This is a genomic window from Pseudonocardia sp. N23, from assembly GCF_002583555.1.
Classification (GTDB): domain Bacteria; phylum Actinomycetota; class Actinomycetes; order Mycobacteriales; family Pseudonocardiaceae; genus Pseudonocardia.
In genome coordinates, this window is the sequence record NZ_BEGX01000028.1 from 24,496 (window position 1) to 48,742 (window position 24,247).

At 72.8% G+C, this 24,247-nt stretch carries 23 protein-coding genes and 1 pseudogene; 4 read left to right on the forward strand and 20 right to left on the reverse strand.

Annotated elements, in window-relative coordinates; genetic code table 11:
• Positions 1–44 precede the first annotated feature (44 nt).
• Complete coding sequence (locus TOK_RS08415) at positions 45–869, reverse strand: alpha/beta fold hydrolase (RefSeq protein WP_098957366.1); 825 nt, start codon at positions 867–869, stop codon at positions 45–47.
• A 35-nt stretch (positions 870–904) separates the two neighbouring features.
• On the opposite strand from TOK_RS08415, the gene TOK_RS08420 reads away from it, so the two are divergent.
• Together TOK_RS08420 and TOK_RS08425 are read left to right on the forward strand one after the other, a co-directional pair.
• Positions 905–1,225, forward strand: coding sequence for an antibiotic biosynthesis monooxygenase (locus TOK_RS08420; protein ID WP_098957239.1), 321 nt, complete (start codon positions 905–907; stop codon positions 1,223–1,225).
• Positions 1,222–2,052 carry an NAD-dependent deacetylase gene (locus TOK_RS08425; protein ID WP_374754872.1) on the forward strand — a complete coding sequence of 277 codons (831 nt, stop codon included), beginning with the start codon at positions 1,222–1,224 and terminating at the stop codon, positions 2,050–2,052. The genes TOK_RS08420 and TOK_RS08425 overlap by 4 nt, the downstream gene beginning before the upstream one ends.
• A 31-nt stretch (positions 2,053–2,083) precedes the next feature.
• On the opposite strand, the pseudogene TOK_RS08430 reads toward TOK_RS08425, so the two are convergent.
• A pseudogene (locus TOK_RS08430) lies at positions 2,084–2,224 on the reverse strand (aldehyde dehydrogenase family protein); the annotation flags it as partial.
• Between the two features lie 273 nt (positions 2,225–2,497).
• Here TOK_RS08430 and TOK_RS08435 point away from each other — a divergent pair.
• Positions 2,498–3,949, forward strand: coding sequence for a helix-turn-helix domain-containing protein (locus tag TOK_RS08435; protein WP_098957367.1), 1,452 nt, complete (start codon positions 2,498–2,500; stop codon positions 3,947–3,949).
• 91 nt (positions 3,950–4,040) lie between these two features.
• Here TOK_RS08435 and TOK_RS08440 read toward each other — a convergent pair whose 3' ends face one another.
• From TOK_RS08440 to ftsH, 15 genes are all read right to left on the reverse strand, one after another.
• Complete coding sequence (locus tag TOK_RS08440; RefSeq protein WP_098957241.1) at positions 4,041–6,584, reverse strand: ATP-dependent Clp protease ATP-binding subunit; 2,544 nt, start codon at positions 6,582–6,584, stop codon at positions 4,041–4,043.
• A 225-nt stretch (positions 6,585–6,809) separates the two neighbouring features.
• Positions 6,810–7,652 (reverse strand): siderophore-interacting protein, encoded by an 843-nt coding sequence (locus TOK_RS08445; protein WP_098957242.1) that lies wholly within the window; start codon positions 7,650–7,652, stop codon positions 6,810–6,812.
• 205 nt (positions 7,653–7,857) lie between these two features.
• Positions 7,858–8,214, reverse strand: a complete 357-nt coding sequence (locus TOK_RS08450) for an Lsr2 family protein (protein ID WP_374754871.1) — start codon at positions 8,212–8,214, stop codon at positions 7,858–7,860.
• Between the two features lie 128 nt (positions 8,215–8,342).
• Entirely contained in the window at positions 8,343–9,845 is a 1,503-nt protein-coding gene (lysS, locus tag TOK_RS08455; protein ID WP_098957243.1) for a lysine--tRNA ligase, read from the reverse strand.
• A gap of 206 nt (positions 9,846–10,051) precedes the next feature.
• Positions 10,052–10,885 (reverse strand): type III pantothenate kinase, encoded by an 834-nt coding sequence (locus TOK_RS08460; RefSeq protein ID WP_098957244.1) that lies wholly within the window; start codon positions 10,883–10,885, stop codon positions 10,052–10,054.
• 5 nt (positions 10,886–10,890) lie between these two features.
• Positions 10,891–11,316 (reverse strand): aspartate 1-decarboxylase, encoded by a 426-nt coding sequence (gene panD / locus TOK_RS08465; RefSeq protein WP_098957245.1) that lies wholly within the window; start codon positions 11,314–11,316, stop codon positions 10,891–10,893.
• Positions 11,317–11,329: 13 nt separating this feature from the next.
• Positions 11,330–12,208, reverse strand: a complete 879-nt coding sequence (gene panC / locus TOK_RS08470; RefSeq protein ID WP_098957246.1) for a pantoate--beta-alanine ligase — start codon at positions 12,206–12,208, stop codon at positions 11,330–11,332.
• A complete protein-coding gene (locus tag TOK_RS08475) occupies positions 12,205–13,098 on the reverse strand; it encodes a Rossmann-like and DUF2520 domain-containing protein (protein WP_098957247.1) in 894 nt (297 codons plus the stop codon). Before TOK_RS08475 ends, panC begins: the two co-directional genes overlap by 4 nt.
• A 154-nt stretch (positions 13,099–13,252) precedes the next feature.
• The gene (locus TOK_RS34675) at positions 13,253–14,716 is read right to left on the reverse strand and encodes a PrsW family intramembrane metalloprotease (protein WP_098957248.1); all 1,464 of its coding nucleotides are present in this window, start codon (positions 14,714–14,716) and stop codon (positions 13,253–13,255) included.
• Positions 14,717–14,767: 51 nt separating this feature from the next.
• Positions 14,768–15,265 carry a DUF3180 domain-containing protein gene (locus TOK_RS08485; RefSeq protein ID WP_098957249.1) on the reverse strand — a complete coding sequence of 166 codons (498 nt, stop codon included), beginning with the start codon at positions 15,263–15,265 and terminating at the stop codon, positions 14,768–14,770.
• 47 nt (positions 15,266–15,312) lie between these two features.
• Positions 15,313–15,852 (reverse strand): 2-amino-4-hydroxy-6-hydroxymethyldihydropteridine diphosphokinase, encoded by a 540-nt coding sequence (gene folK / locus TOK_RS08490; RefSeq protein WP_098957250.1) that lies wholly within the window; start codon positions 15,850–15,852, stop codon positions 15,313–15,315.
• Positions 15,849–16,244, reverse strand: coding sequence for a dihydroneopterin aldolase (folB, locus tag TOK_RS08495; RefSeq protein WP_098957251.1), 396 nt, complete (start codon positions 16,242–16,244; stop codon positions 15,849–15,851). Before folB ends, folK begins: the two co-directional genes overlap by 4 nt.
• Positions 16,241–17,107 (reverse strand): dihydropteroate synthase, encoded by an 867-nt coding sequence (folP, locus tag TOK_RS08500; RefSeq protein ID WP_098957252.1) that lies wholly within the window; start codon positions 17,105–17,107, stop codon positions 16,241–16,243. Before folP ends, folB begins: the two co-directional genes overlap by 4 nt.
• A gap of 3 nt (positions 17,108–17,110) precedes the next feature.
• Positions 17,111–17,725, reverse strand: a complete 615-nt coding sequence (gene folE, locus TOK_RS08505) for a GTP cyclohydrolase I FolE (protein ID WP_098957253.1) — start codon at positions 17,723–17,725, stop codon at positions 17,111–17,113.
• A 2-nt stretch (positions 17,726–17,727) separates the two neighbouring features.
• Positions 17,728–20,196: an ATP-dependent zinc metalloprotease FtsH gene (gene ftsH, locus TOK_RS08510; protein ID WP_098957254.1), complete on the reverse strand. Its 2,469-nt coding sequence runs from the start codon at positions 20,194–20,196 to the stop codon at positions 17,728–17,730.
• Positions 20,197–20,565: 369 nt separating this feature from the next.
• Here ftsH and TOK_RS08515 point away from each other — a divergent pair, with 369 nt between their 5' ends.
• A complete protein-coding gene (locus TOK_RS08515; protein WP_098957369.1) occupies positions 20,566–21,513 on the forward strand; it encodes a serine protease in 948 nt (315 codons plus the stop codon).
• A gap of 16 nt (positions 21,514–21,529) precedes the next feature.
• Here TOK_RS08515 and hpt read toward each other — a convergent pair whose 3' ends face one another.
• From hpt to TOK_RS08530, 3 genes are all read right to left on the reverse strand, one after another.
• Entirely contained in the window at positions 21,530–22,087 is a 558-nt protein-coding gene (gene hpt / locus TOK_RS08520; RefSeq protein WP_098957255.1) for a hypoxanthine phosphoribosyltransferase, read from the reverse strand.
• Between the two features lie 67 nt (positions 22,088–22,154).
• On the reverse strand, positions 22,155–23,153 hold the full coding sequence (gene tilS, locus TOK_RS08525) for a tRNA lysidine(34) synthetase TilS (RefSeq protein WP_098957256.1): 999 nt from the start codon (positions 23,151–23,153) through the stop codon (positions 22,155–22,157).
• 7 nt (positions 23,154–23,160) lie between these two features.
• Positions 23,161–24,171: a zinc-dependent metalloprotease gene (locus TOK_RS08530; protein WP_256387966.1), complete on the reverse strand. Its 1,011-nt coding sequence runs from the start codon at positions 24,169–24,171 to the stop codon at positions 23,161–23,163.
• Between the last annotated feature and the right edge of the window lie 76 nt (positions 24,172–24,247).

Here is a 24,247-nt window from a genome sequence, read left to right on the forward strand (position 1 = left end):
CTGCAGGAACGGGGGCCTCCTTGCAGGAGCCAGGAGCCGCGAGGTCAGGCCGGGTTGCGCAGGGCGCCCGTTGTCGCCAGGAAGTCCTCCACGGCGACGCGGAACGGCTCCTCCGAGGCATGCACCAGGTGTCCGGTTCCCGGCAGGGTCACGAGCCGTGCGTATGGCTCGAACCTGTTGCCGCGCAACGACTCCACCATGCGTTCCGGCTGTCCCCGGGGCACGACGCCATCGGCGGCGCACACCAGCAGGACCGGGGCCCGGACGCCGGCGAGCACGTCCCAGTACGAGCGGCGCGCCCATTCCGCGGCGATCTCCACCGCGTTGTCGACGCGGCAGAGCAGGTGATAGCCGTCGGCGCGTTCCTCGACGCACTCGGCCATGTAGTCGCCGAACTCCGGGCGCGGGTGTCCGAAGGTCGCGCGGACCTCGGCGAGGGATGCGAAGGGCTGGGCCATCGCGCCGAACCAGGCGCGGGCGTCGGCGGCGGCGGTGTCGGGCACCCCGGTGAGGTCGACGGCCATGTCCTCGACGACGACGGCAGCCACCAGCTCGGGGCGGCTCGCTGCGAGCGCGAGGGCGTGCAGTCCGCCCATCGAGTGACCGACGACGACGGCCGGGCCGGCACCGAGCTGTTCGACGACCTCGGCGGCGTCGGCGGCGAGACGTTCGGTGGTCCAGGGTCCGGCGGCCTGCGAGCGGCCGTGCCCGCGGGCGTCGAGTCCGACGACCCGGCCCCTCCTCGTGAGGCTGCGGGCGACGGGCCACCACGTCGTCGCCCGGCCCATGAGCCCGTGCAGCAGCAGGATCGGCGTGCCACTCCCACCGAACTCGACGACGGCGAGGTACACGCCGTCGGAGGTCCGCACCGAACGACGCACCCGCGCAAACTAACCTGAAGTGCATGACCGTCGTGAAGATCAACGCGATCGAGGTACCCGAGGGCTCCGGTCCGGAGCTGGAGAAGCGGTTCGGCGCGCGCAAGCACGCGGTGGACAACCAGCCCGGCTTCATCTCCTTCGAGCTGATGCGGCCGGTGTCGGGCGACACCCGCTACTTCGTGGTGACGAAGTGGGAGTCCGACGAGGCGTTCGAGGCCTGGCGCAACGGCCCGGCGATGCAGGCGCACGGCGGCGGGGCGCAGGCGCCGACGGCGTCGGGGCAGCCGGTGTCGACGGGTGCGTCGCTGCTGGAGTTCGAGGTCGTCGACCTGGACGCCGACTGAGCTCCGATCTGGCGCGGGCCACCGGGCTCCTGGAAGAGGCCGGTGCGCTGCTCGTCTGCGCAGGCGCCGGGATGGGCGTCGACTCCGGTCTCCCGGACTTCCGTGGTACCGAGGGGTTCTGGCGTGCCTACCCACCGTACGAGGCGTTGGGGCTGCGGTTCGAGGAGCTGGCCGACCCGGTCCACTTCGCCGACGACCCGGCACTCGCGTGGGGGTTCTACGGCCATCGGCTGTCGCTCTACCGGGCGACGACGCCGCACCGGGGCTTCGCGGTGCTGCGGCGCTGGGCAGGCCGGATGCCGACGCGGGTGTTCACCTCGAACGTCGACGGCCAGTTCCAGCGGGCAGGATTCGAGGCCTCGACGGTGGCGGAGTGCCACGGTTCGATCCATCACCTGCAGTGCCTGGCCGGGTGCGGGCAGCCGGTCTGGGCGGCCGACCGGGTCGACGTCGGCATCGACCCGGTGACGATGCGCGCGCACGGCCCGTTGCCGGTGTGCCCGGCGTGCGGCGGGCTCGCGAGGCCGAACATCCTCATGTTCGGCGACTGGTCGTGGGACCCCTCGTTCGCGCGACCGCGGCTGACGGCTCATGCGGCGTGGTCGCGGGAGAACCGCGGACGGCTCGTCGTGGTCGAGGTCGGCGCGGGCACGGCGGTACCGACGGTGCGCAGGCAGGCGGAGCTGGCGTCGGCGGCGACGGGTGCGCTGGTCAGGATCAACGTCCGCGAGCCCGACGTCCGGCACGGCCGGGGCGTCGGGCTCGCGATGCCTGCTGCCGAGGCGCTGGACGCCCTGGACGGCGCGCTGGCTCGTGACTGGCAGTAGCCGCTCCGGCGACTACTGCCAGTCACAGGCCAGGCTCGAGGACGACGGCGTTGCCTGCGGCCAGGGCGGGGGCCAGCTCCCAGATCGCCATCAGGATCGGGAAGTTCCACGAGATGATGATCTGTCCGTCGACTGCCCCTCGGCCGGAGCGACGTACTCGCCGCCGATCCAGTGCTCGTACCGGGGCTTGACGCTGACGATGCCGTCCGCGTCACCAGGAGCCGCGTACTTGGCCGTTCGAGGGTCCTCCCACTCGTCGGGTCCAGGGGATGGCGACGCCAGGAACCTCGGGCTTGCAGCCGCGTTGCACCGCAGTTGCGGACCTGATCTTTCGGTGAGCCTCGTAGCTGCGGATCACGATCAGGGTTGCCTGACCTGGGTCGACGGACGACGATGAGGGTGGCGCCGACCACCGCCGACGATGCCGCGGGGAGCCACCGACGAGATGACTGATCCGGTCGAGAGGGCCATGGTCCTGGCCCGGACGTACGACGCCGTCATGAGCGGTGAGCGCGCGCCGGTCGCGCCGCGCAGCATCGTGTCGGAGTCGTGGGCCCGTTCGCTCGACGCCCGCGTCGACCCCGACCGGGGTGCCGCCACCCACGACCTGGATCGCGCCGACGTCGAGGACATGCGCTCGGCGAACCCCCTGTCCCCCGCCATGGCGCTGCTGCGGGAGACACTGCTGGGCATCGCCGACGAGGCCCGGCACATGATGATCGTGACCGACGAGCACGGCCACATCCTGTGGCGCGACGACAGCCGTGACGTGCTGCGACAGGGCGACCGGGCCGGTCTCGTCGAGGGCACGCGGTGGAGCGAGGAGACCGTCGGCACCAACGCGATGGGCACTGCCCTGGCCGCGGACTCGGCCGTCACCATCCACTCGGCCGAGCACCTCGCCCGGGCCTTCCACTGCTGGACGTGCGCCGCCGCGCCGATCCACGACCCGGAGGACGGACGGCTCATCGGGGTCGTCGACGTCACCGGGCCGATCGCGTCGTTCCACCCGGCGACGCTCGCGCTCGTCGTGGCGGCAGCCCGGCTCGCGGAGAACCACCTGGCGACGCTGGTCGCGGCCCGCGACGAACGGATGCGCGCCCGCAACCTCGGCCACCTCACCCGGCTGCGCGACGAGCCCGGCGCGCTCCTCACCCCCCAGGGGAGGGTCCTCGCGGCCCATCCCGCCGGATGGCTACCCGACAGGGTGGACCTCCCCGACCTTCCGGGTGGGTCGCTGTCGCTCGGCGAGCAGGGCGAGGCGGTGCTCGAGCCCCTGACGGAGGGCTGGCTGCTGCGGCTGCGCCGTCCCGGGCACCGGATGCCACCCACCCTGGGCCTGCCGTTCCTGGGCGCCGACCGGCCGGGCGCCCTGTTCGGCGACCGTCGGGTGCGGCTCACCCAGCGCCACGCCGAGCTGCTCACGTTGCTCGCCCTGCATCCCGCCGGCCGCTCCGCCGACCAGCTGGCCGCCGACCTCCACGGCGACACCGGGAAGGCCGTCACGGTGCGGGCGGAGATGCACCGGTTGCGCGTAGCGCTGGACGCCGGCGTCGTCCGCACCCAGCCGTACCGCCTGCAGGCCCGCGTCGACGCCGACTTCCTGCACGTCCGCGACGCGTTGGCCGCCGGTGAGCTGCGCCGGGCCGCCGAGCTCTACCGGGGGCCGCTGCTGCCGTCCTCGGAGGCCCCGGGGGTACGCGACGAGCGTGAGCAGCTGGCCGCGGCGGTCCGGCAGGCCGTGCTGACCGGTGGCGACGTCGAGGCGCTGTGGACGTTCTCGACGACGCCGGAGGGCACCGCCGACTCCGAGGCCGCCCAGCAGCTGCTGGCCGACCTCCCGTCGTCCGATCCGCGCCGGGCCGTGGTGCGGGCACGGCTCAACATGCTGCGCTGACCGGAGGGCACCCCGGCGGAATGCCGGAAGCCGGTCCGGACCGCGGTCCGGACCGGCTTCGCGGTCCTACGGGTGACGCTGTCCGGCGACGTCAGTCGTCGGTCTTCGCCATGTCGACGGGCGGGGCGTCGGGAACGAGCGCCGCCGGGCGGGCCTCACCGCGGAAGGTGAAGTGCGCCTTGTCGTCAGCGGCGCGCGAGCCCTCGGGGGCGTCGGCGTCGAGACCCTCGACGTCGACGATCACGATCTGGCCCGGCTCGATCTCGCCGAACAGGATCTTCTCCGAGAGCTGGTCCTCGATCTCGCGCTGGATGGTCCGGCGCAGCGGCCGGGCACCGAGCACGGGGTCGAAGCCCCGGCGGGCGAGCAGCTCCTTGGCCGCGGGTGTGAGCTCGATGCCCATGTCCTTGTTGGCCAGCTGCGCCTCCACCCGCGTCACCATCAGGTCGACCATCGTGATGATCTGCTCCTGGGTGAGCTGGTGGAACACGACGATGTCGTCGATACGGTTGAGGAACTCCGGCCTGAAGTGCTTCTTCAGCTCGTCGTTGACCTTCGTCTTCATCCGCTCGTAGTTCGACTGCTCGTCGTTGCCCTGGGCGAACCCGAGACCGACCGCCTTCGAGATGTCCTGGGTACCCAGGTTCGAGGTGAAGATGATGACGGTGTTCTTGAAGTCCACCGTCCGGCCCTGACCGTCGGTCAGGCGTCCGTCCTCCAGCACCTGCAGGAGCGTGTTGTAGATCTCCTGGTGGGCCTTCTCGATCTCGTCGAACAGCACGACCGAGAACGGCTTGCGCCGCACCTTCTCGGTGAGCTGGCCGCCCTCCTCGTAGCCCACGTACCCGGGAGGGGCACCGAAGAGCCGCGAGGCGGTGTAGCGGTCGTGGAACTCGCCCATGTCGATCTGGATGAGCGCGTCGTCCTCGCCGAACAGGAAGTTCGCCAGCGCCTTCGACAGCTCGGTCTTACCGACGCCGGACGGGCCGGCGAAGATGAACGAGCCCGAGGGGCGCTTCGGGTCCTTCAGGCCGGCCCGCGTACGGCGGATGGCCTGCGAGACGGACTTGACAGCCTCCTCCTGCCCGATGATCCGCTTGTGCAGCTCGTCCTCCATGCGGAGCAGACGGGTCGTCTCCTCCTCGGTGAGCTTGAACACGGGGATACCGGTCCAGTTGGCGAGGACCTCGGCGATCTGCTCGTCGTCGACCTCGGCGACGACGTCGAGGTCGCCCGACTTCCACTGCTTCTCCCGCTCGCCCTTCTGGCCGAGCAGCTGCTTCTCGGTGTCGCGCAGGGACGCGGCACGCTCGAAGTCCTGCGCGTCGATCGCGGACTCCTTGTCGCGACGCACGCCGGCGATCTTCTCGTCGAACTCGCGGAGGTCCGGCGGCGCCGTCATGCGACGGATGCGCATCCGGGCCCCGGCCTCGTCGATCAGGTCGATCGCCTTGTCGGGAAGGAAGCGGTCGGAGATGTAGCGGTCGGCCAGCGTGGCCGCGGCCACGAGCGCCGGGTCGGTGATCGTGACCCGGTGGTGCGACTCGTAGCGGTCGCGCAGACCCTTGAGGATCTCGATGGTGTGCGTGACACTCGGCTCGCCCACCTGGATCGGCTGGAAACGACGCTCCAGCGCGGGGTCCTTCTCGACGTACTTGCGGTACTCGTCGAGCGTGGTGGCACCGATCGTCTGCAGCTCGCCGCGGGCCAGCATCGGCTTGAGGATGCTCGCCGCGTCGATCGCGCCCTCGGCGGCACCCGCCCCGACGAGGGTGTGGATCTCGTCGATGAACAGGATGATGTCGCCGCGGGTGCGGATCTCCTTGAGCACCTTCTTGAGACGCTCCTCGAAGTCACCGCGGTAGCGGGAACCGGCGACGAGCGAGCCCAGGTCGAGCGTGTAGAGCTGCTTGTCCTTGAGCGTCTCGGGCACCTCGCCCTTGACGATGCCCTGGGCCAGGCCCTCGACGACGGCGGTCTTGCCGACGCCGGGCTCGCCGATCAGGACGGGGTTGTTCTTGGTCCTCCGGGAGAGGACCTGCATGACCCGCTCGATCTCCTTCTCCCGGCCGATGACCGGGTCCAGCTTGCCCTCACGGGCCTGCTGGGTGAGGTTGCGACCGAACTGGTCGAGAACGAGGGAGGACGAAGGGGTGCCCTCGCCGCGGCCTGCTGAGGCCTCGGCGGGCTCCTTGCCCTGGTAGCCGGAGAGCAGCTGGAGAACCTGCTGGCGGACCCGGTTGAGGTCGGCCCCCAGCTTGACCAGCACCTGCGCCGCGACGCCCTCGCCCTCGCGGATCAGGCCGAGCAGGATGTGCTCGGTGCCGATGTAGTTGTGGCCGAGCTGCAGCGCCTCGCGGAGCGACAGCTCCAGGACCTTCTTCGCCCGAGGCGTGAACGGGATGTGCCCCGACGGTGCCTGCTGCCCCTGGCCGATGATCTCCTCGACCTGCTGGCGGACACCCTCCAGAGCGATCCCGAGCGACTCGAGCGCCTTGGCGGCGACACCCTCACCCTCGTGGATCAGGCCAAGGAGGATGTGCTCGGTCCCGATGTAGTTGTGGTTGAGCATCCTGGCCTCTTCCTGCGCCAGGACGACAACACGCCTTGCTCTGTCGGTGAACCTCTCGAACATTCGCACTCCTTGCCTGCTGCGTCCACACGTGCGACGCGCCCAGCATCCCTGTGACACTGCGCCGCGGACGCCCCATACCACTGTATCGGTCGCAACGGCCTCACCGCCTCCGTCCGCCGCGATGTCCGCGCCGATGAGGCGATGTCGACACAACGCCGGCCGGTCCCGTCCGGATTCCCGGGGGCGTTCCCGGCACTGTTCCCGGCGCCCGGACCGGCACTGCGGTCAGCGCCCCTGGGCGGCGGCCTCCTCGGCTGCGCGCTCCTCCTGCTTGTAGACGCGGAAGCCCTCCTCGTCGCGGCCACGGCGCCAGTAGCCGGACACGGACAGCGCGTCGCGGGGCACACGGCGCTCGTCGAGCAGGTGCCTGCGCAGTCCCTTCACCGCGGCCGCCTCACCGTGGACGAATGCGTGCACGTCGCCCACGGGGAACGCCAGCGCGGCAACCGCGTCGAGCAATTGGGCGGCCGCGGCCTCGCCCGGGTCGCCGCCCGCGGGAAGGTCGGCCCGGTGCAGCCAGGTGACCCGCAGGTCGGCCTCGGTGGGCAGGTCCTGATGGTCGTCGGCGGTGTCGACCTGCAGGACCGCGAGCGCGGGCACCCCGCGTGGGAGCCGCTCGGCGGCCGCACCGATCGCGGGGAGCGCGGCGTCGTCGCCGACGAACAGGTGCCAGCCGGCGGCCGGGTTCGGCGCGTAGGCGCCCCCGGGGCCGAGCAGGCGCAGCACGTCGCCCGGGCGGGCGGCGGCGGCCCACGGCCCCGCGATGCCGGTGTCGCCGTGGTGCACGAAGTCGATCGTCAGCTCACCTGTCGTGTGGTCGAGGGCGCGAACGGTGTACGTGCGGGTACGCGGCCACTGGTCGCGCGGGAGCTCGCGGCGGATCTCCTCGACGTCGAACGGCTCGGGGTACTCGACCCCGGGCGGGGAGAACAGGAGCTTGACGTAACGGTCGGTGTGGTCGGTCCCGGGGAACTCCGCGAGACCTGGACCGCCCGCGATCACGCGGATCATGTGCGGGCCGATCCGTTCGGTTCTCAGTACCTCGAGGCTCATGGCCGAGCGGGGCATCTCGTCTCCCTCCGTCGTCGCATGCGCCGTGAGGGCGGACGCGTCGGCCCAGACAGCTATGCAGGCCACCCTAACCCCGATCGGCGGATGCGGCCGCCGTACCACGTGGGGGCCGTCACGGGAACGCACGGAGAACGGGCCACAGAACACGAGCGGGGCCGATCGCATCCGATCGGCCCCGCTCGGTCCGGCACATTCGCCGGCTTCAGTTCTCCTGGTGATATGCCTCGAGCACCTCGGCCGGGATGCGGCCACGGTCCGAGACCTTCATCCCACGCTTCCGAGCCCAATCCCGAATTGCCTGGTTCTGCTCGCGATCGACGGACTGGCGTCGATTCGCCGGTGCCGAGCCGGCTGCGGCACGTCGCCGTCCACCGGCCCGCCGGGCGGCTGCGACATAGGACGCCAGCGCGTCCCGCAGCTTTCCGGCATTCGACTCGGACAAGTCGATCTCGTAGACCTTGCCGTCGATCCCGAACTCAACGGTCTCGTCCGCCGCCTTACCGTCCAGGTCGTCGATCAGTCTGATCTCACGGATCTGCGCCACCGCCGCAGCCTCCATTCTCGCAACATATGCGTCCCTGCAACTGTGGCGTCGCCACCAATGCGGGACTCTATCCGTATTCCGCGGACGGTGTCGAGCCGAGTCACCCGGTACCGGAACCGAGAAACCAGTTCCGGCGACGAACGTCACTCGGCCCGAACGAGCGGGAAGAGAATTGTCTCGCGAATGCCGAGGCCGGTGAGCGTCATGAGCAGTCGGTCGAGGCCCATGCCCATGCCTCCGGTCGGAGGCATGCCGTACTCCATGGCCCGCAGGAAGTCCTCGTCGAGCTGCATCGCCTCGGGGTCGCCGGCCGCAGCCAGCAACGACTGCCGGTACAGCCTTTCGCGCTGTTCCACGGGATCGACGAGTTCGGAGTACGCCGTCGCGAGCTCCGTTCCGAAAATGATGAGGTCCCACGCTTCGGCCAACCGCGGATCGTCGCGGTGCTGCCGGGTGAGTGGTCTGACCTCCACCGGGTAGTCGCGGACGAACGTGGGCTCCACGAGGGTGTGCTCGACGAGCTTCTCGAAAAGTTCCAGAACGATCTCGCCGGCCGCCCAGGAATCCTTCAGCTCGATGTCGTGATCGGCCGCGATCCTACGCAGTGTTTCGGCCGGGGTGTCGATGGTCACCTCTTGGCCCACCGCCTCGGCCACGGAGGCGTGAAGGGTGACACTGCGCCACGGCTTGCCCAGATCGTGCTCGGTTCCGTCGGCGTGCGTGACGACCGTGGAACCGAAGACGGCGCGCGCGCTTTCGAGGATGAGGTCCCGAACGAGTTCGGCCATGTCGTCATAGGTCGCATAGGCCTGGTAGGCCTCGAGCATCGCGAACTCCGGGGAGTGCGTGGAGTCGATCCCCTCGTTGCGGAAAACGCGATTGAGCTCGAAGACCCGCTCGATGCCGCCGACGACCGCGCGCTTGAGGAACAACTCCGGCGCGATCCGCAGGTACAGATCCTGGCTCAGCGCATTCGAGCTCGTGACGAACGGCCGGGCCGTCGCGCCGCCGTGCAGCACCTGCAGCATCGGCGTCTCGACCTCGATGTAGTCCCGCTCCTCGAAGACGCGCCGCAGCGTGCGCAGAACCGTCGAGCGGGCCCGGACCATCTCGCGGGCCCTGGGCCGCACGATCAGGTCGACGTAGCGCTGCCGGACCCGCGTCTCCTCGGACAGCTCACGGTGCGCCACCGGGAGGGGGCGGACGGCCTTGGCCAGCATCCGCCACGACGTCGCCGACACCGACAGCTCACCGCGGCGGCTGGTGATGACCTCACCCTCGACGAGGACGATGTCGCCGAGGTCGACGACGGCCTTCCAGCTCGCGAGCGTCTCCTCACCGACATCGGCCAGGCTGAGCATCGCCTGCAGCTCGGTGCCGTCGCCCTCGCGCAGCGTCGCGAAGCAGAGCTTGCCGGTGTTGCGCTGGAACATCACCCGGCCGGCGACGGCGACCCGGTCGCCCGTCGCCGTGTCCGGCGGGAGGTCGGGGTGGGAGTCGCGGACCTCACGCAGCGTGTGCGTGCGGCCGGCCTCGACGGGATACGGGTCGATGCCCTGTTCGAGCAGCTCCGCCCGCTTGGCCCGGCGCACCCGGAGCTGCTCGGGGAGATCTGCGTCGGGGGGCGTGGAGTGCTCGTCGGTCACGCCGAGAAAGGTTAGCCACGTGCCCCGGCCGTCCTGTCATCGGTGCACGCACCTGCCGTCGTCGACGACGAAACCGCGCGCACCCTCAGTTCTGTCCCGCGGCGCCCGGACCACCGTGGGGTCGCACCCGGAGAGCGGCGCGCAATCTCAGTGCTCCGTTCCGGCGCCGGAGCTGCCGTGAGGTCTCGCCCGGGGCAGTGAGCGGCTCACCTCGCGGCGGCGTCGCTCGCGCGCAGGTTCCGCAGGTAGGTCAGGCGCAACCCCAGCAGGGTCAGGTCGGGGACGAACTCCGTGACCGTCCGCGACACCCCGTCCATCAGCGGGGCGAGCCCGCCCGTCGCCAGGACGGTCACCGGGCCCGCCTTGGGACCCATCTCGGCGACGATGGCGTCGACCAGGCCGTCGACCTGCCCGGCGAACCCGAAGATCACCCCGGACTGCAGGCACTCGACGGTGTTCTTGCCGATGACCGAGCGCGGCCGCACCAGCTCGACGGTCCGCAACGCCGCGGCGCGGGTCGCGAGCGCCTCCATCGAGATCTCGATGCCGGGGGCCAGCGCGCCGCCGAGGAACTCGCCGCGGGCGGAGACGACGTCGATGTTCGTCGACGTCCCGAAGTCGACGACGACGCAGGCCGTCCCGAAGATGCGGTGCGCCGCAAGGGTGTTGACGACGCGGTCGGCGCCGACCTCGCGCGGGTTGTCGACGAGCAGCGGCACCCCCGTGCGCACGCCGGGGCCGACGATGACCGTCGGCATCTGCTCGCCGCGCCGGTCGAGCATGAGGCGCAGCTCGCGCAGCAGCGACGGGACCGTCGACAGCGCGGCGATCCCGGTGACGTCGCCGGCCCGCTCGCCCAGCAGGCCGCGGATCGCGACGTCGAGCTCGTCGGCCGTCATCCGGGCGTCGGTGCGCATCCGCCAGTCGCGGACGAGGGAGGGCCGCGGGTCGGGCTCGGTCCCGTCGTCGGCGGGTGCCGGGGTGTCGCGGTAGAGACCCAGGGCGATCTGGGTGTTCCCGACGTCGATGCAGAGCAGCACCGGCGTCAGGCCGACCGGATCCGGGTGACCGAGCCCGACGTCAGGCCCGACCCGGCAGGCGCGTGTCCCGGGTCGTCGCCGACCTCGACGACGCGGTTGCGGGCGTCGACGAACACGACGCGCGGGTCGTAGGCCTTCACCTCGGCCTCGTCGAGCTGGCCGTAGGAGATCAGGATGACCATGTCGCCGGGGTGGACGAGGTGGGCGGCCGCACCGTTGATGCCGATGACCCCCGAGCCGCGCTCACCGGGGATCACGTAGGTCTCCAGCCGCGCGCCGTTGGTGATGTCGACGATCGCGACCTGCTCGCCCTCGAGCAGGTCGGCGGCCTCCATCAGGTCGAGGTCGACGGTGACCGATCCGACGTAGTGCAGGTCGGCCTGGGTGACCGTCGCACGGTGGATCTTGGACTTCATCATCGTGCGGAACATGATGGCCTCCGAGCTACAGCTGGACCGGGACGTTGTCGATCAGGCGGGTGGTGCCGAGCCGGGCGGCGACGAGCAGCCGCGCGCGGCCGGCCTCCGGGGTCGGGCCGAGCTCCGGGTCGCGCAGCTCCAGATACTCGACGGTCAGGGCAGGCTCGGCCGCGAGGACCCCGCGGGCCCGCGCGAGCACCGCGTCGGCACCGCGGGCCGACACCGACGCACCCTCGGTGAGCGCCCGCTGCAGGAGCGGAGCGAGGGCGCGCTGCTCGTCGGACAGGTAGACGTTGCGCGACGAGAGCGCCAGCCCGTCGGGCTCTCGGACCGTCGGCACGCCGACGATGGAGAGCGGGAAGTTCAGGTCGCGCACCATCTTCTGCAGCAGCACGAGCTGCTGGAAGTCCTTCTCCCCGAACAGGGCGACCTCGGGCGCGACGATCTGGAACAGCTTGCCGACGACCGTCAGCACGCCCTCGAAGTGTCCCGGCCGGACGGCGCCCTCGAGCTCGTCGGCGAGCGGGCCCGGCACGATCCGGGTCTGCGCGCCGGGCGGGTACATGTCGTCGACCGACGGGACGAACGCCAGCTCGACGCCCTCCTCGCGCAGCACCTCGAGGTCGGCCTCCAGCGGCCGCGGGTAGCGCGTGAGGTCCTCGTCCGGGCCGAACTGCAGCGGGTTCACGAAGATCGACACGGCGGTGACGGTCGCCCCGGGCAGCAGCCGGGCGTGCCGGATCAGCTCGCGGTGGCCGTCGTGGAGGGCGCCCATCGTCGGCACCAGGACGACGCGTCGGCCCCCACCCCGCAGCGCGCGGCTGACGGCGTTCATGTCGGCGGGCACCCGGTGCACGGTGAGCTCACCGGTGCGGTACCCGCCCGCGGTCCGGGCGGCGGTCATCGGTCCTCCTGCAGGGTGGTGAGCACGTCGGCGGCGGCCGGCTCCGGCAGGAGCCCGGCGGCCAGGGCCCGGCGGGCGGTGCGCCCCGCGAGGGTCCGGTAGGTGCGTGCGACGTCGGGGTCGGCCGCGTCGAGGACACGCAGGTGGGTGGCGACGGTGCCGGCGTCGCCGCGCGCCACCGGGCCGGTGAGAGCGCGGTCGCCGTGGCGCAGCGAGTTGTCCAGCGCGGCCGACAGCAACGGCCCGAGGAGCCGTTCCGCGGGCCGGATACCGGCCTTCTCCAGCAGGTCCGCGGCATCGCGCACGAGCGTGACCAGGTGGTTCGCCCCGTGGGCGAGCGCCGCGTGATAGAGCGGGCGGACGGCCTCCGGCACCCGGACGGGCTCGGCCGTCATCTCGACGACCAGCGCCTCCCCGACGCTCCAGGCGGCCTCGTCGGGCTCGGGCGCGGTGACGCCGAAGCAGCACGACGTCAGCCGCTGCACGTCCTCGACGCGGCCGGTGAACGTCATCGCCGGGTGCAGCGCGAGCGGCAGGACGCCGTGCTCCGACGCCGGGTCCAGCACGGCGACCCCGTGCGCGCCGGAGGTGTGCACGACGATCTGACCGGGCCGGAACGACCCGGCGGCGGCGAGGCCGCGGACCAGACCGGGCAGCACGTCGTCGGGGACGGCGAGCAGCGCGAGATCGACGCCCGCGACGACGTCGTCGGGCGGGCGGAGCGGCACATCGGGGAGCAACGTCGCGGCACGCTGCACCGACGCCCGGGAGACCCCGGACGTGGCGACGACGTGGTGTCCCGCGGCGGCCAGGGCGGCACCGATCACGGAACCCACCCGGCCTGCGGAGACCACTCCGACGGCCAGCCGCGCAGGCCTGCCTGCACTCATCACTTGCTCCTTGCCCGTTCCAGTCCCGTTGCCGGGTACCGGACGAGGTGTCGGCCACTGCTGACGACGAGCACAGGTTAGACGGACGGCGCTGCCGCGATCAGGGCCGCGTGAGCTGCTTCACCAGCGGCGTACGCCACGTCCCGTCCGGGAATCAGGGACGGCGCCCCGGCGGCGGGGGCTGGTTCGGCCGCGGCCCGTACCCGGGAGGTGGGCCGTACCCGGGCGGCGGGCCGTGGCCCGGAGGGGGGCCGAAGCCGGGCGGGGGCGGACCCGGGCGGAGACCACCCGGTGCGCGCGGGGGTCCGGGCGGGTACAGCGGCCTCGGCGGCAGCGGGCCCGGCGGGCCGGGAGCGGCCGGCGCGGTCGGCGGGCGGGGCACCACGAGCCTGCCCGCGGGCCCGGGCGGTGCGGCCATGACCGTCGGCGGCTCCCAGCCGGGCGGGGGCTGCTGCTTCCACGCCGCGCTCAGCGCGTCGGGCATGCCCAGGGCCTTGGCGCGGGACTTCTTGAGCAGGAGAAGCATCTCGTCGTGGCGCTGCTGGGCGCTGTCGCGCACCGCGCCGCGCGCGATGCGGGCCCGCATGAACGCCATCTCCGTGACGGCCGCCTGGTACTCGGCGACCGCACGGGACGCCTGCCGCCCCGAGCGGTTGCGCACCGCGCGCCGCCAGCCCCGCCGCCCGGTCAGGCTGGCCAGCAGCTCGACCTCGCTCGGCGCGATCCAGCCCGCCGCGGCGAACCCGGGCAGCTGCTCGACGACCGTCCGCTGCTCCCGGCGGCGCTGCCACACGACGAGCACGACCATGCCGACGAAGATCGGCACCATCACCGCGACGTAGACCGTGATGAACGTCGAGCTGCCGCCGAGGGTGGCCGAGCCGTTCCACAACGCGTGCAGGGCGACCGCGCACAGGTAGCCGCACAGCACCCAGCCGACGCGGGCCGCGATCGACCGTGAGGCCGCCGCCAGCCCCACGGCGATGCCGGTCATGGCCGTGAACAGCGGGTGCGCGAACGGGGAGAACACGCCGCGCAGCAGGAGCACGGTGAGCACGCTGCTCTGGGTGCCCATGCCCTCGGCGAACGCCCGTCCGATGTAGAGGATGTTCTCGGTGAACGCGAAGCCGGCGGCGACGAGCCCGGCGTAGACGACCCCGTCGACGATGCCGTCGATCTCGCGGCGCATGAACACCAGCAGACCGACGAGGAACAGGCCCTTCACGGCCTCCTCGACGAACGGCGCGATCATCGTGGCGCCCAGCAGGTCGCCGCTGCCCTTGCCGAGCAGGCCGTCGGCCGCGACGGCCGCGCTGCTGTTGATCAGCAGTGCGGACAGGGCGGCGAAGCCCGCGCCCCACAGGAACGCCAGCAACAGCAGCCGCGGCGGTTCGGGCTCCCATCGGTCGATCCACAGGAAGGTGGCGACGACCGGGCCGACCGGCAGCAGCGCGCAGACCGCGCCGGCGATGACCGCGCCCACCCCGATCGTGGAGCCCAGGATGCCGATGACGACGAGGGCGCAGATCGCGAGAACGACGAGCCCGACGATCGGCGCGAGGACCACTCTGCGGTGCCGGGTCCTGGTCGGGATCGCGACCGTGTGCGCCTGCGTCATGGGCCCCCAGCCTACGGGGCGGCCCCGACGGGCCGCGGAGGGTCCGGGCCGTCAGCGGCCCGGCAGTGCGCCGCCGGACCCGGTGTTTCCGCGGTCCGGCCCGTCGGCCCCCGGGTCGTCGGGGGTGCGGCAGCAACGTTCCAGCCACAGCCCGCCGCCCAGCAGCACGAGCGCGGAGACCGCACCGACAGCGGCGGCGCGGGCGTCGGAACCCGCGGCGTCGACCTCTCCGACATTCGGCAGCACGTACACGAGCAGGCCGAGCCACAGCCCCGCGACGACGGCGCCGCCCATCGCCGACGCCTGCGCGACGACGACGGCACGGGCCGCGACCAGCGGCTGCACGGGCCGGGTGCCGGGGCGGCGCTCGATGCGGGCGCGCAGCATGGTCCCGGCGATCACCTCGGCCACGCCGAGCACCGCGAGCGTCGCGCCCGCGAGCAGCGGGAACGTCGGCAGCGAGCCGTAGGTGAGCCGGACGACCAGGTGCGCGACGACCGCAGCAGCCAGCCCGGCCACCAGGAGGTCGCGGGGGCGCACGGGGTTCATCGCCGATCCCCGGTCACAGCCGAGCCCGGTTCATTGTCGGGCCCGGCTCATCGCGGCGCCCGGTCGCCGGGCCGCGGGGACACACCCAGTACCAGGTCGTCGCGGCGGCGCATCGCGGCGGCGTCGTCCGGTGGCAGCGCGTCGAGCAGCGCCCGGACCGGGCCGCGGCCGGCGAGCACCGCCGCGGGGTCGATGTCGAGCCACGGGACGAGGACCGTCGCCCGTTCCGGTGTGCCCGGGTGCGGCAGCACCAGCTCGGGGTCGGTGCTCACGACGTCGCGGCCGTCGTCGGTGACCGCGACGACGTCGACGTCGAGCGTCCGCGGGCCCCAGTGCTGCTCGCGGACGCGGTGCGCGGCCTGCTCGAGGCGCTGTCCCCGGCGCAGCCAGGCCCACGCGTCGGCGGCCGGGTCGTCGACGACGAGCACCGCGTTGAGGAAGTCGGGCTGCTCAACCCCGCCCCACGGCGCCGTCTCGTACACCGGCGACACAGCCACGAGGACGTCGGCCATGTCGTCGACGACCGTGCGCAGGTGGGCGATCCGGTCGCCGAGGTTGGAGCCCAGGCTGAGCACCGCGCGGGTCACGCCGGCACGATCCGTCCCCGCCCCTGCGACTTGCGCGACCGCCGGGCGACGACCGCGACGTCGGCGAAGTCGAGCGGGATCGGCGCCTGCGGCTTGTGGATGGTGACCTCGACGGCGTTCAGCCGCGGCTCGTCGGTCATCAGCGCGTCGGCGACGCGGGCGGCGACCGTCTCGATCAGGTTGCACGCCTCCCCGCCGACGACCGTGGCCGCGCGCTGGGCCAGCGCCCCGTAGTCGAGGGTGTCGGCGAGGTCGTCGGACGCGGCGGCCTGCTCGAGAGCCATCCAGCAGACGACGTCGACCACGAAGTCCTGGCCGTCGCGGCGTTCGTGGTCGAACACCCCGTGGTTGCCACGGACCCGCAGCCCCCGCAGCTCGATGCGATCGGTCATCGTCCCGTCAACCTTCCCGCGCGGTCGGGTGCCGCGCCGAGGCGCCACCCGCAGGCGACGGCGATCGCGTCGACCGACGACGCGACGTCGTGCACACGCACGCCCCACGCGCCGGCCTGCGCGGCCAGCGCGGTGACCGCGGCGCCCGCGACCTCACGGCCACCGGGCGGGCGGATGCCCGCGTCGTCGGCGAGCAGCGTGCCGAGGAACCGCTTGCGCGACGCTCCGACCAGCACCGGGAACCCCAGGTCGACGAGCACGTCGAGGCGGTGCAGCAGTGCCCAGTTGTGGTCGCCGGTCTTGGCGAAGCCCAGCCCCGGGTCGAGCACGATCCGCGACGGGTCGACCCCCGCCAGCACGGCGGCGTCGACGCGGCCGACGAGCTCGTCGCGCACCTCGGCGACGACGTCGTCGTAGGTCGCGAGATCGGCCATCCGGTCGCTGTGCCCGCGCCAGTGCATGAGGATCCACGGCACCCGGGCGTGGGCGACGACCGCGGCCATCCGCCCGTCGGCGAGGCCGCCCGACACGTCGTTGACGACGACCGCCCCCGCGTCGAGCGCAGCCTCGGCGACGTCGGCGCGGGTGGTGTCGATGCTGACGGGCACGCCCTCGGCGGTGAGCGCCCGGACAACGGGCAGCACCCGGGCACGTTCCTCGTCGGCGCCGACCCGGTGCGCGCCGGGCCGGGTGGACTCGCCGCCGATGTCGACGAGGTCGGCACCCGCATCACGCAGGGCGACCCCGTGGGCGACCGCGGCGTCCGTGTCGAGGAAGCGGCCACCGTCGGAGAAGGAGTCCGGGGTGACGTTGAGGATGCCCAGGACCGCGCACCGGCCGGGCCGCGGCAGGTCGCGCGCCACGGGTCACCCGCTCCGGATCAGCGACAACGCCTCGGCCCTGGACGTCGACGAGGTCGCGAAGATGCCGCGGACGGCCGACGTCGTCGTCCGTGCCCCGGGCTTGCGGACCCCGCGCATCGCCATGCACAGGTGCTCGGCGTCCATCACGACGATCACGCCGCGCGGCTCGAGCTTGCGCACGAGCGCGTCGGCGACCTGCCCGGTGAGCCGCTCCTGCACCTGCGGGCGTCGCGCGTAGTTCTCGACGACGCGGGCGATCTTGGACAGCCCGGTGACACGGCCGGTGACGTTCGGGATGTACCCGACGTGCGCGACACCGTGGAACGGCACCAGGTGGTGCTCGCACGTCGAGAACAACGGGATGTCGCGCACCAGGATGAGCTCCTGGTGGTGCTCGTCGAACGTCTTGTCCAGCACGGCGTCCGGGTCGGTGTAGAGACCCGCGAACAGCTCTCCGTAGGCGCGCGCGACCCGGGCGGGGGTCTCACGCAGCCCCTCGCGATCGGGGTCCTCGCCGACGGCGATCAGCAGTTCGCGGACCGCCGCCTCGGCGCGCACATGATCGATGCCGCGGTGCCCGTTGGCCGAAACCGGGGCACCCGCGGTGGGGGTGGCCACCGTCAGGACCCCTGCCCCGGACGCTCCCCGGTCCCGTCGACCGGTCGCGTCCCGTTGGTGGGCCCGGCGGTCCCGTCCGGCGGGGTCGGGCTGTCGGCGTCGGGGCCGTGCCCGTCGGTCTGGTGCCCGTCGGTCCGGTATGCATCGGTCTGGTGTCCGTTTCCGGACGGGCCCGTGGCGTCGGTGGGCTGCTGCCACTGCGGCGGCGGCCAGGACTGGCCGGCCGGGGTGGTGGCGGGCCGCCAGTCGGCCGGGGCGCCGTAGTTGGGCAGGACCGCGTTGGGCGGCTGCCCGGGCGCCTGCTGCTGCGGCCGCGGCGGGTGGTGCCCACCGACCGCCGGCCGGCCCGGCTCGAGCGGAACCTGGTGCGTCCGGTCCTGCCAGCCCTGCTGGGCCTGCGGGAAACCACCGCCCGGGTAGGGCTGCTGGCCGCCTGGGGCGCCCCCGTTGGGGCCCGGCGCCGGGACGCCGTTGCCGCCACCGCCGGGGTACGAACCGACCGGGGCCGGCTCGAGGGCGGGACGGGTGTCGGGCGGCCACGGCTCGCCGCGCTCGCGGGCGCGCTCGGCCGGGGTCTGGATCGGCGGCTTGTCCGACGGAGTGCGGCCGCCGAAGTCGTTGAACGCGGTGATGCGCGGCCGCTTCTCGACCCGGTCGAAGATGCGCTCGAGGTCCTTACGGGTGAGCGTCTCCTTCTCCAGGAGCTCGAAGACCAGCGCGTCGAGGATGTCGCGGTAGGTGTTGAGGATCTCCCACGCCTCGTTGTGCGCCGCCTCGATGAGCTTGCGCACCTCCTCGTCGATCTCGTGCGCGACCTCGAGGGAGTAGTCGGCCTGGTTGCCCATCGACCGCCCCAGGAACGGGTCACCCTGCTCGCGGCCGTACCGGACGGCGCCGAGCTTGGCGCTCATGCCGTACTCGGTGACCATCGCGCGGGCGATCTTCGTGGCCTGGTCGATGTCGGAGGACGCACCCGTCGTCGGCTCGTGGAAGACCAGCTCCTCGGCGCTGCGCCCGCCCATGGCGAACACGAGGCGGCCGATCATCTCCGACCGGGTCATGAGGCCCTTGTCGTCCTCCGGGACGACGAGCGCGTGCCCACCGGTGCGGCCACGCGGCAGGATCGTGAGCTTGTAGACCGGCTCCAGGTCGGGCATCGCCCACGCGGCGAGCGCGTGCCCGCCCTCGTGGTAGGCGGTGATCTTCCTCTCCTGCTCGGAGATGATCTTGCCCTTGCGCCGCGGGCCACCGACGACGCGGTCGACCGACTCCTCGAGCGCCTCCTCGGTGATCTGCGTGCCGTTCTCGCGCGCGGTGAGCAGGGCGGCCTCGTTGATCACGTTGGCCAGGTCCGCGCCGGACATGCCGACCGTCCGCTTGGCCAGCCCGTCGAACGAGACGTTGGGCGCGAACGGCTTGCCCTTGGAGTGCACGGCGAGGATCGCGCGGCGACCCGCGAGGTCGGGGGCACCGACCGGGATCTGCCGGTCGAACCGGCCGGGACGCAGCAGCGCCGGGTCGAGGATGTCGGGCCGGTTCGTCGCGGCGATCAGGATGATGCCGCCGCGCGCGTCGAAGCCGTCCATCTCGACGAGCAGCTGGTTGAGCGTCTGCTCCCGCTCGTCGTGACCGCCGCCGAGGCCGGCACCGCGCTGGCGCCCGACCGCGTCGATCTCGTCGACGAAGATGATGCAGGGGCTGTTCTGCTTGGCCTGCTCGAACAGGTCACGCACACGCGAGGCGCCGACACCGACGAACATCTCGACGAAGTCCGAACCCGAGATCGTGTAGAACGGCACGCCCGCCTCGCCGGCGACCGCACGCGCGAGCAGCGTCTTGCCGGTGCCGGGAGGGCCGTAGAGCAGCACGCCCTTGGGGATCTTCGCGCCCAGTGCCTGGTAGCGGCCCGGGTTCTGCAGGAAGTCCTTGATCTCGTACAGCTCTTCGACTGCCTCGTCGGCACCCGCGACGTCGCCGAACGTCGTCTTCGGCATGTCCTTGTTGAGCTGCTTGGCCTTCGACTTGCCGAAGGACATGACGCGGTTCCCGCCGCCCTGGGCGTTGTTCATCATCCAGAACAGGATGAGCAGCACCAGCCCCAGCGGGATCAGGTAGATCAGCATCGACATCAGGAACGAGTCCTGACGGACGACCGTGTTGTACGTCGGGTTGTTCCCCGCCTGGCGCAGCGCGTCGAACACCGCGTTCGCCGACGTCGCCGGGTACTGGCTGATGATCTGCGTCGTCGAGGTGCCGGGCAGCGGGTTGGCCAGCGTCAGCCGGAGACGCTGCTCCTTGTCCTCGATCACTGCGTCCTTGACGTTCCCGCTGGTGATCTGCGCTATCGCGGTGGACGTCGGCTCCTGCGTGTACCCGCGGGTGTCGTCGAAGAGCGTGGAGAAGGCGAAGTAGACCAGGATCACGACGAGGACCCAGATCAACGGGTTGCGGAGCAGGCGCTTGCGATCCATGCAGCATCGGCCTTGCGGCCTTCACCCTCCCTGGACGGAACATTCCCCGGTCACGCCCGGCACGCGTCACGGATCGACGTCGCGGACTCGCACCGGCCCCGGATCAGCCAGGATAGCCGCCCGGCCCGCCGACCGCGTCACCGCTGCTCAGCTGTGCCATCCGGCCACGGTCGGACGGCCCCGGGTCGGTCTCCTCCACCCGGACCGGCACGTGAACCGTCAACGGTCGCCACCCCGCCCGTGTTCCCGGGGACGGTCGGCGCAAGGATCGGCCCCGAACGGGTATCCCGCGACCGCCTGCGGTCGTTGGGGAACCGACGAGCGAGGAGCCGGGGTGGGCGAGCCATGCCCCGGCAGCGGGGGGAACGCATGGGTGCACGGTCCGGGCTCCGGCTGCGCGGGGTGCTGACGGCTGCCGCCGTCACCGCCGCCGCGGTGATCGTCGGGGCGGTGCTGCCCGCCACGGCCCAGCCCGCCCACGCGGCCCCGGCCGCGGTGCTCGCCCCCGCCGCACCCGTCGCACCGGTGTGGGCACCGGAGTCGTCGGCCGCGATCCACCCCGGCGTGCTCCTGTCGTCGACGGGCGGCGGTGGCCAGTGCACCGCGAACTTCGTGTTCACCGCGGGCGGGCGCACCTACCTCGGCCAGGCCGCGCACTGCACCGCCACCGGCGAGGCCACCGACACCAACGGCTGCACGTCGACGACGCTCCCGCTGGGCACCGAGGTCGACATCGCGGGCGGCCGGAAGGGCACGCTGGCCTACAGCTCGTGGGTGGCCATGCAGGCCGCCGGTGAGAAGGACCGCGGTGCCTGCGCCGCCAACGACTTCGCGCTCGTCGAGATCTCGCCGGCCGACGTCGCGGCGGTCAACCCGACGATGCCGTTCTTCGGCGGTCCCGCAGGGTTGTCGCGGACCGGGCTGCCCAAGGGTGCGCAGACCTACACCTACGGCAACTCCCCGCTGCGCGGCGGCGTGAACGCGTTGAGCCCCAAGGGCGGGGTCAGCAACGGCGACACCGACGGCGGCTGGGGCCACGAGGTCTACACCGTGAACCCGGGCGTCCCGGGCGACTCGGGATCGGGCTACCTCGATGCGAACGGCGGCGCCGCCGCGATCCTGTCGACGCTCAACCTCGCGCCGCTGCCCGTGAGCAACGGCGTGGCCGACCTCCCCCGTGCCCTCGCCTACGCGAGCGCCCACGGTGGTCTGGGGACGATCTCGCTGGTGCCGGGCACGCGGGCGTTCACCCCGAACCCGCCCGGTGTGCCCGCCACGGCCGTGGCCGTCCCCGCGGGCCCACCGCTCGGCGGCTGAGCCCGCGGGGCGGGGCTCAGGCGTAGACGGCCGGGGCCAGCGTCCCGATGAACGGCAGGTCGCGGTAGCGCTCGCCGTAGTCCAGGCCGTACCCGACGACGAACTCGTTGGGGATGTCGAACCCGACGTACTTCACCGGGACGTCGACCTTCACCGCGTCGGGCTTGCGCAGCAGCGTGCACACCTCCAGCGACGCCGGCCGGCGTGACTCGAGGTTCTTCAGCAGCCATGACAGGGTCAGGCCCGAGTCGATGATGTCCTCGACGATCAGGACGTCGCGGCCCGCGATGTCACGGTCGAGGTCCTTGAGGATGCGCACCACGCCCGACGACGACGTCGAGGAGCCGTACGAGCTGACCGCCATGAACTCCAGCTGCACCGGACGCGGCAGTGCGCGTGCGAAGTCGGTCATGAACATGACGGCGCCCTTGAGGACGCCGACGAGAATCAGATCGGTCTCCCGGCCCGCGACGACGTCGCCGTAGTCGCGGCCGACCTCCTCGGCGAGCTCGGCGATCTTGTCGCGGATCTGTTCTTCGGTGACCAGGACGGACGCGATGTCGCCGTCGTACACGGGGTGTGGCCTCCTCGGGGCCGGCAAGCGGCCTTCGGTCGGTGGGGTCGTGTCCCCCGGCCCGGCGTCAGCCCGGGCCCACCTGCGGTCCGGGCGGCGGCTCGGCCCGGCGCACGACGAGCCTGCCATCTCGGCGGACGAGGTCCAAGCCGCCCGGGAGGGCGACCCCGCCCTGACCACGCCAGCTGCCGACGAGATCGTCGGCGGACCGCAGGTGCAGGTCGGTGAGATCGTTCACACCCGCGTCGTGCAGCCAGGCGCGCAGCACGCGGCGGCGCACCGCGGGCGCCACCTCGGCGAGCGGTGCGGCGTGCAGGTCCGGCCCGTCGGCGGCGGCCTCGCGGGCCCGGTCCGCGAGCGCGTCGAGGGCCTCGCCGTCGTCGCGCAGCTGAGCGGCGGTGCGGGCCAGCGCCTCGGCGACGCCGCCCGCGAGGACGTCCTCCAGCAGCGGCAGCACCTCGTGGCGCAGGCGGACGCGGGTGAAGCGCGGGTCGTCGTTGTGCGGGTCGTTCCACACCCGCACCCCCAGCTCCGCGCAGGCCGCCCGGGTGACCCCGCGGCGGACGTCGAGCAGCGGGCGCACCCAGGGCGCATCCCAGGTCCGCATGCCGGCGATCGAGCGCGGCCCCGACCCCCGGCCGAGGCCGAGCAGGACCGTCTCGGCCTGGTCGTCGAGGGTGTGGGCGAGCAGCACCGGGCTGTGCGGGTCGGGCCGCGCGGCGCGCAGGGCGGCGTAGCGGGCGCGCCGGGCCGCGGCCTCCGTGCCACCGGGTCCGTCGACGACGACGGCGTGCACGGTCGCTGTTACGCCGTGGCCGGCCAGCGCCGCCGCCACGGCGGCGGAGCGGGCCGCGGAGCCGTCCTGCAGGGCGTGGTCGACGATCGCGGCGTGCACGCGGCCGGGCAGCTCCGCCGCGGCGGCGAGGGTGAGCGCGAGCGAGTCGGCACCCCCGGAACAGCCGACGACGACCGGCGCGGCCGCGACGTCGGCGGGCAGGGCGGCGAGCGCGCGGCGGACGGCGAGGCGCAGCCGCACGACGGCCGCCCCGGCCCGGGTCGCGGTCATGTCGTGCTCAGCCCACGCGGCGCAGCCACGCGGCCGGGTCGGCCAGCTCCGCCCGGGTGGGCAGCGTCTCCGGCGACTCCCACACGCGGTTGAACCCGTCCATTCCGATGGCCAGCACCACGTAGGAGGTGAACGCCGACCCCACCGCGTACTGCTTCATCTTCGCCTCGACGCCCAGCAGCGCCCGCAGCAGCCGGTCGAGCAGCCCGCCTCCGCGGCGGCGGACCGTGAACCGCTGTCGGATCGTCGTGACGCTGGGGACGACGTCGGGGCCGACCGCGTCCATGACGTGGTCGGCGTGGCCCTCCAGGAGTGTCGTGAGGGCGAGCAGCCGGTCGAGGACGGCGCGCTGCTCCGGCCCCTGCAGCAGCTCGATGATCGCGAGCGCGTCGCCGCGCGTCTCCCGCATCCGCTTCGCGACCTCGGGCAGCCGGGCGAGGACGTCGGAACCGTCGGTGTCGGCCAGCGACAGGAACTGCGACACCTGGCCCGCGAAGTGGTCCCGCAGCCACGGCACGGCGGTGAACTGCAGCCGGTGCGTCGCCTCGTGCAGGCAGACCCACAGCCCGAAGTCGGTGGACGGCACGTCGAGCGCCCGGTGGGCGGCGTGCACGTTCGGGGCGACGAGCAGCAGCCGGCCCGCGTGGTCGGAGCCGCCGAACGGGTCGTACTGGCCCAGGACACGCCCGCCGAGGTAGGCGAGCACCGAACCGACCTGCAGGGCCGCCGTGGTGCCGGTGACGGCCTTGGCGACCTTGGGCGTCCGTGGCAGGGCGGCGCCGGCGGTGAGGGCGGCCATGCCGTCGACGGCCGCGGCGGCCCACGCGGGCCGGTCGACGACGTCGGCGGGCAACAGCGGCAGCCCCTCGCCCAGGCCGGTCACCGTGCGGACGTGACCCTCCGCGACAGCCGCGTCGGCGCGCAGCCGCACGACCAGCTCCCGGGCCTCCGCGCGGGACGCCTGCGGGCCCGACGACATCAGCCGGGCCGCGGTGCGCTTGGCGAGATCCCAGTTCACCGGCAGACCGGAGTCGGCGGGCGCGGACGTTTGCGTCAGGGCTGGTGGCACACGTCCGAGGCTACGCACCCGGCGC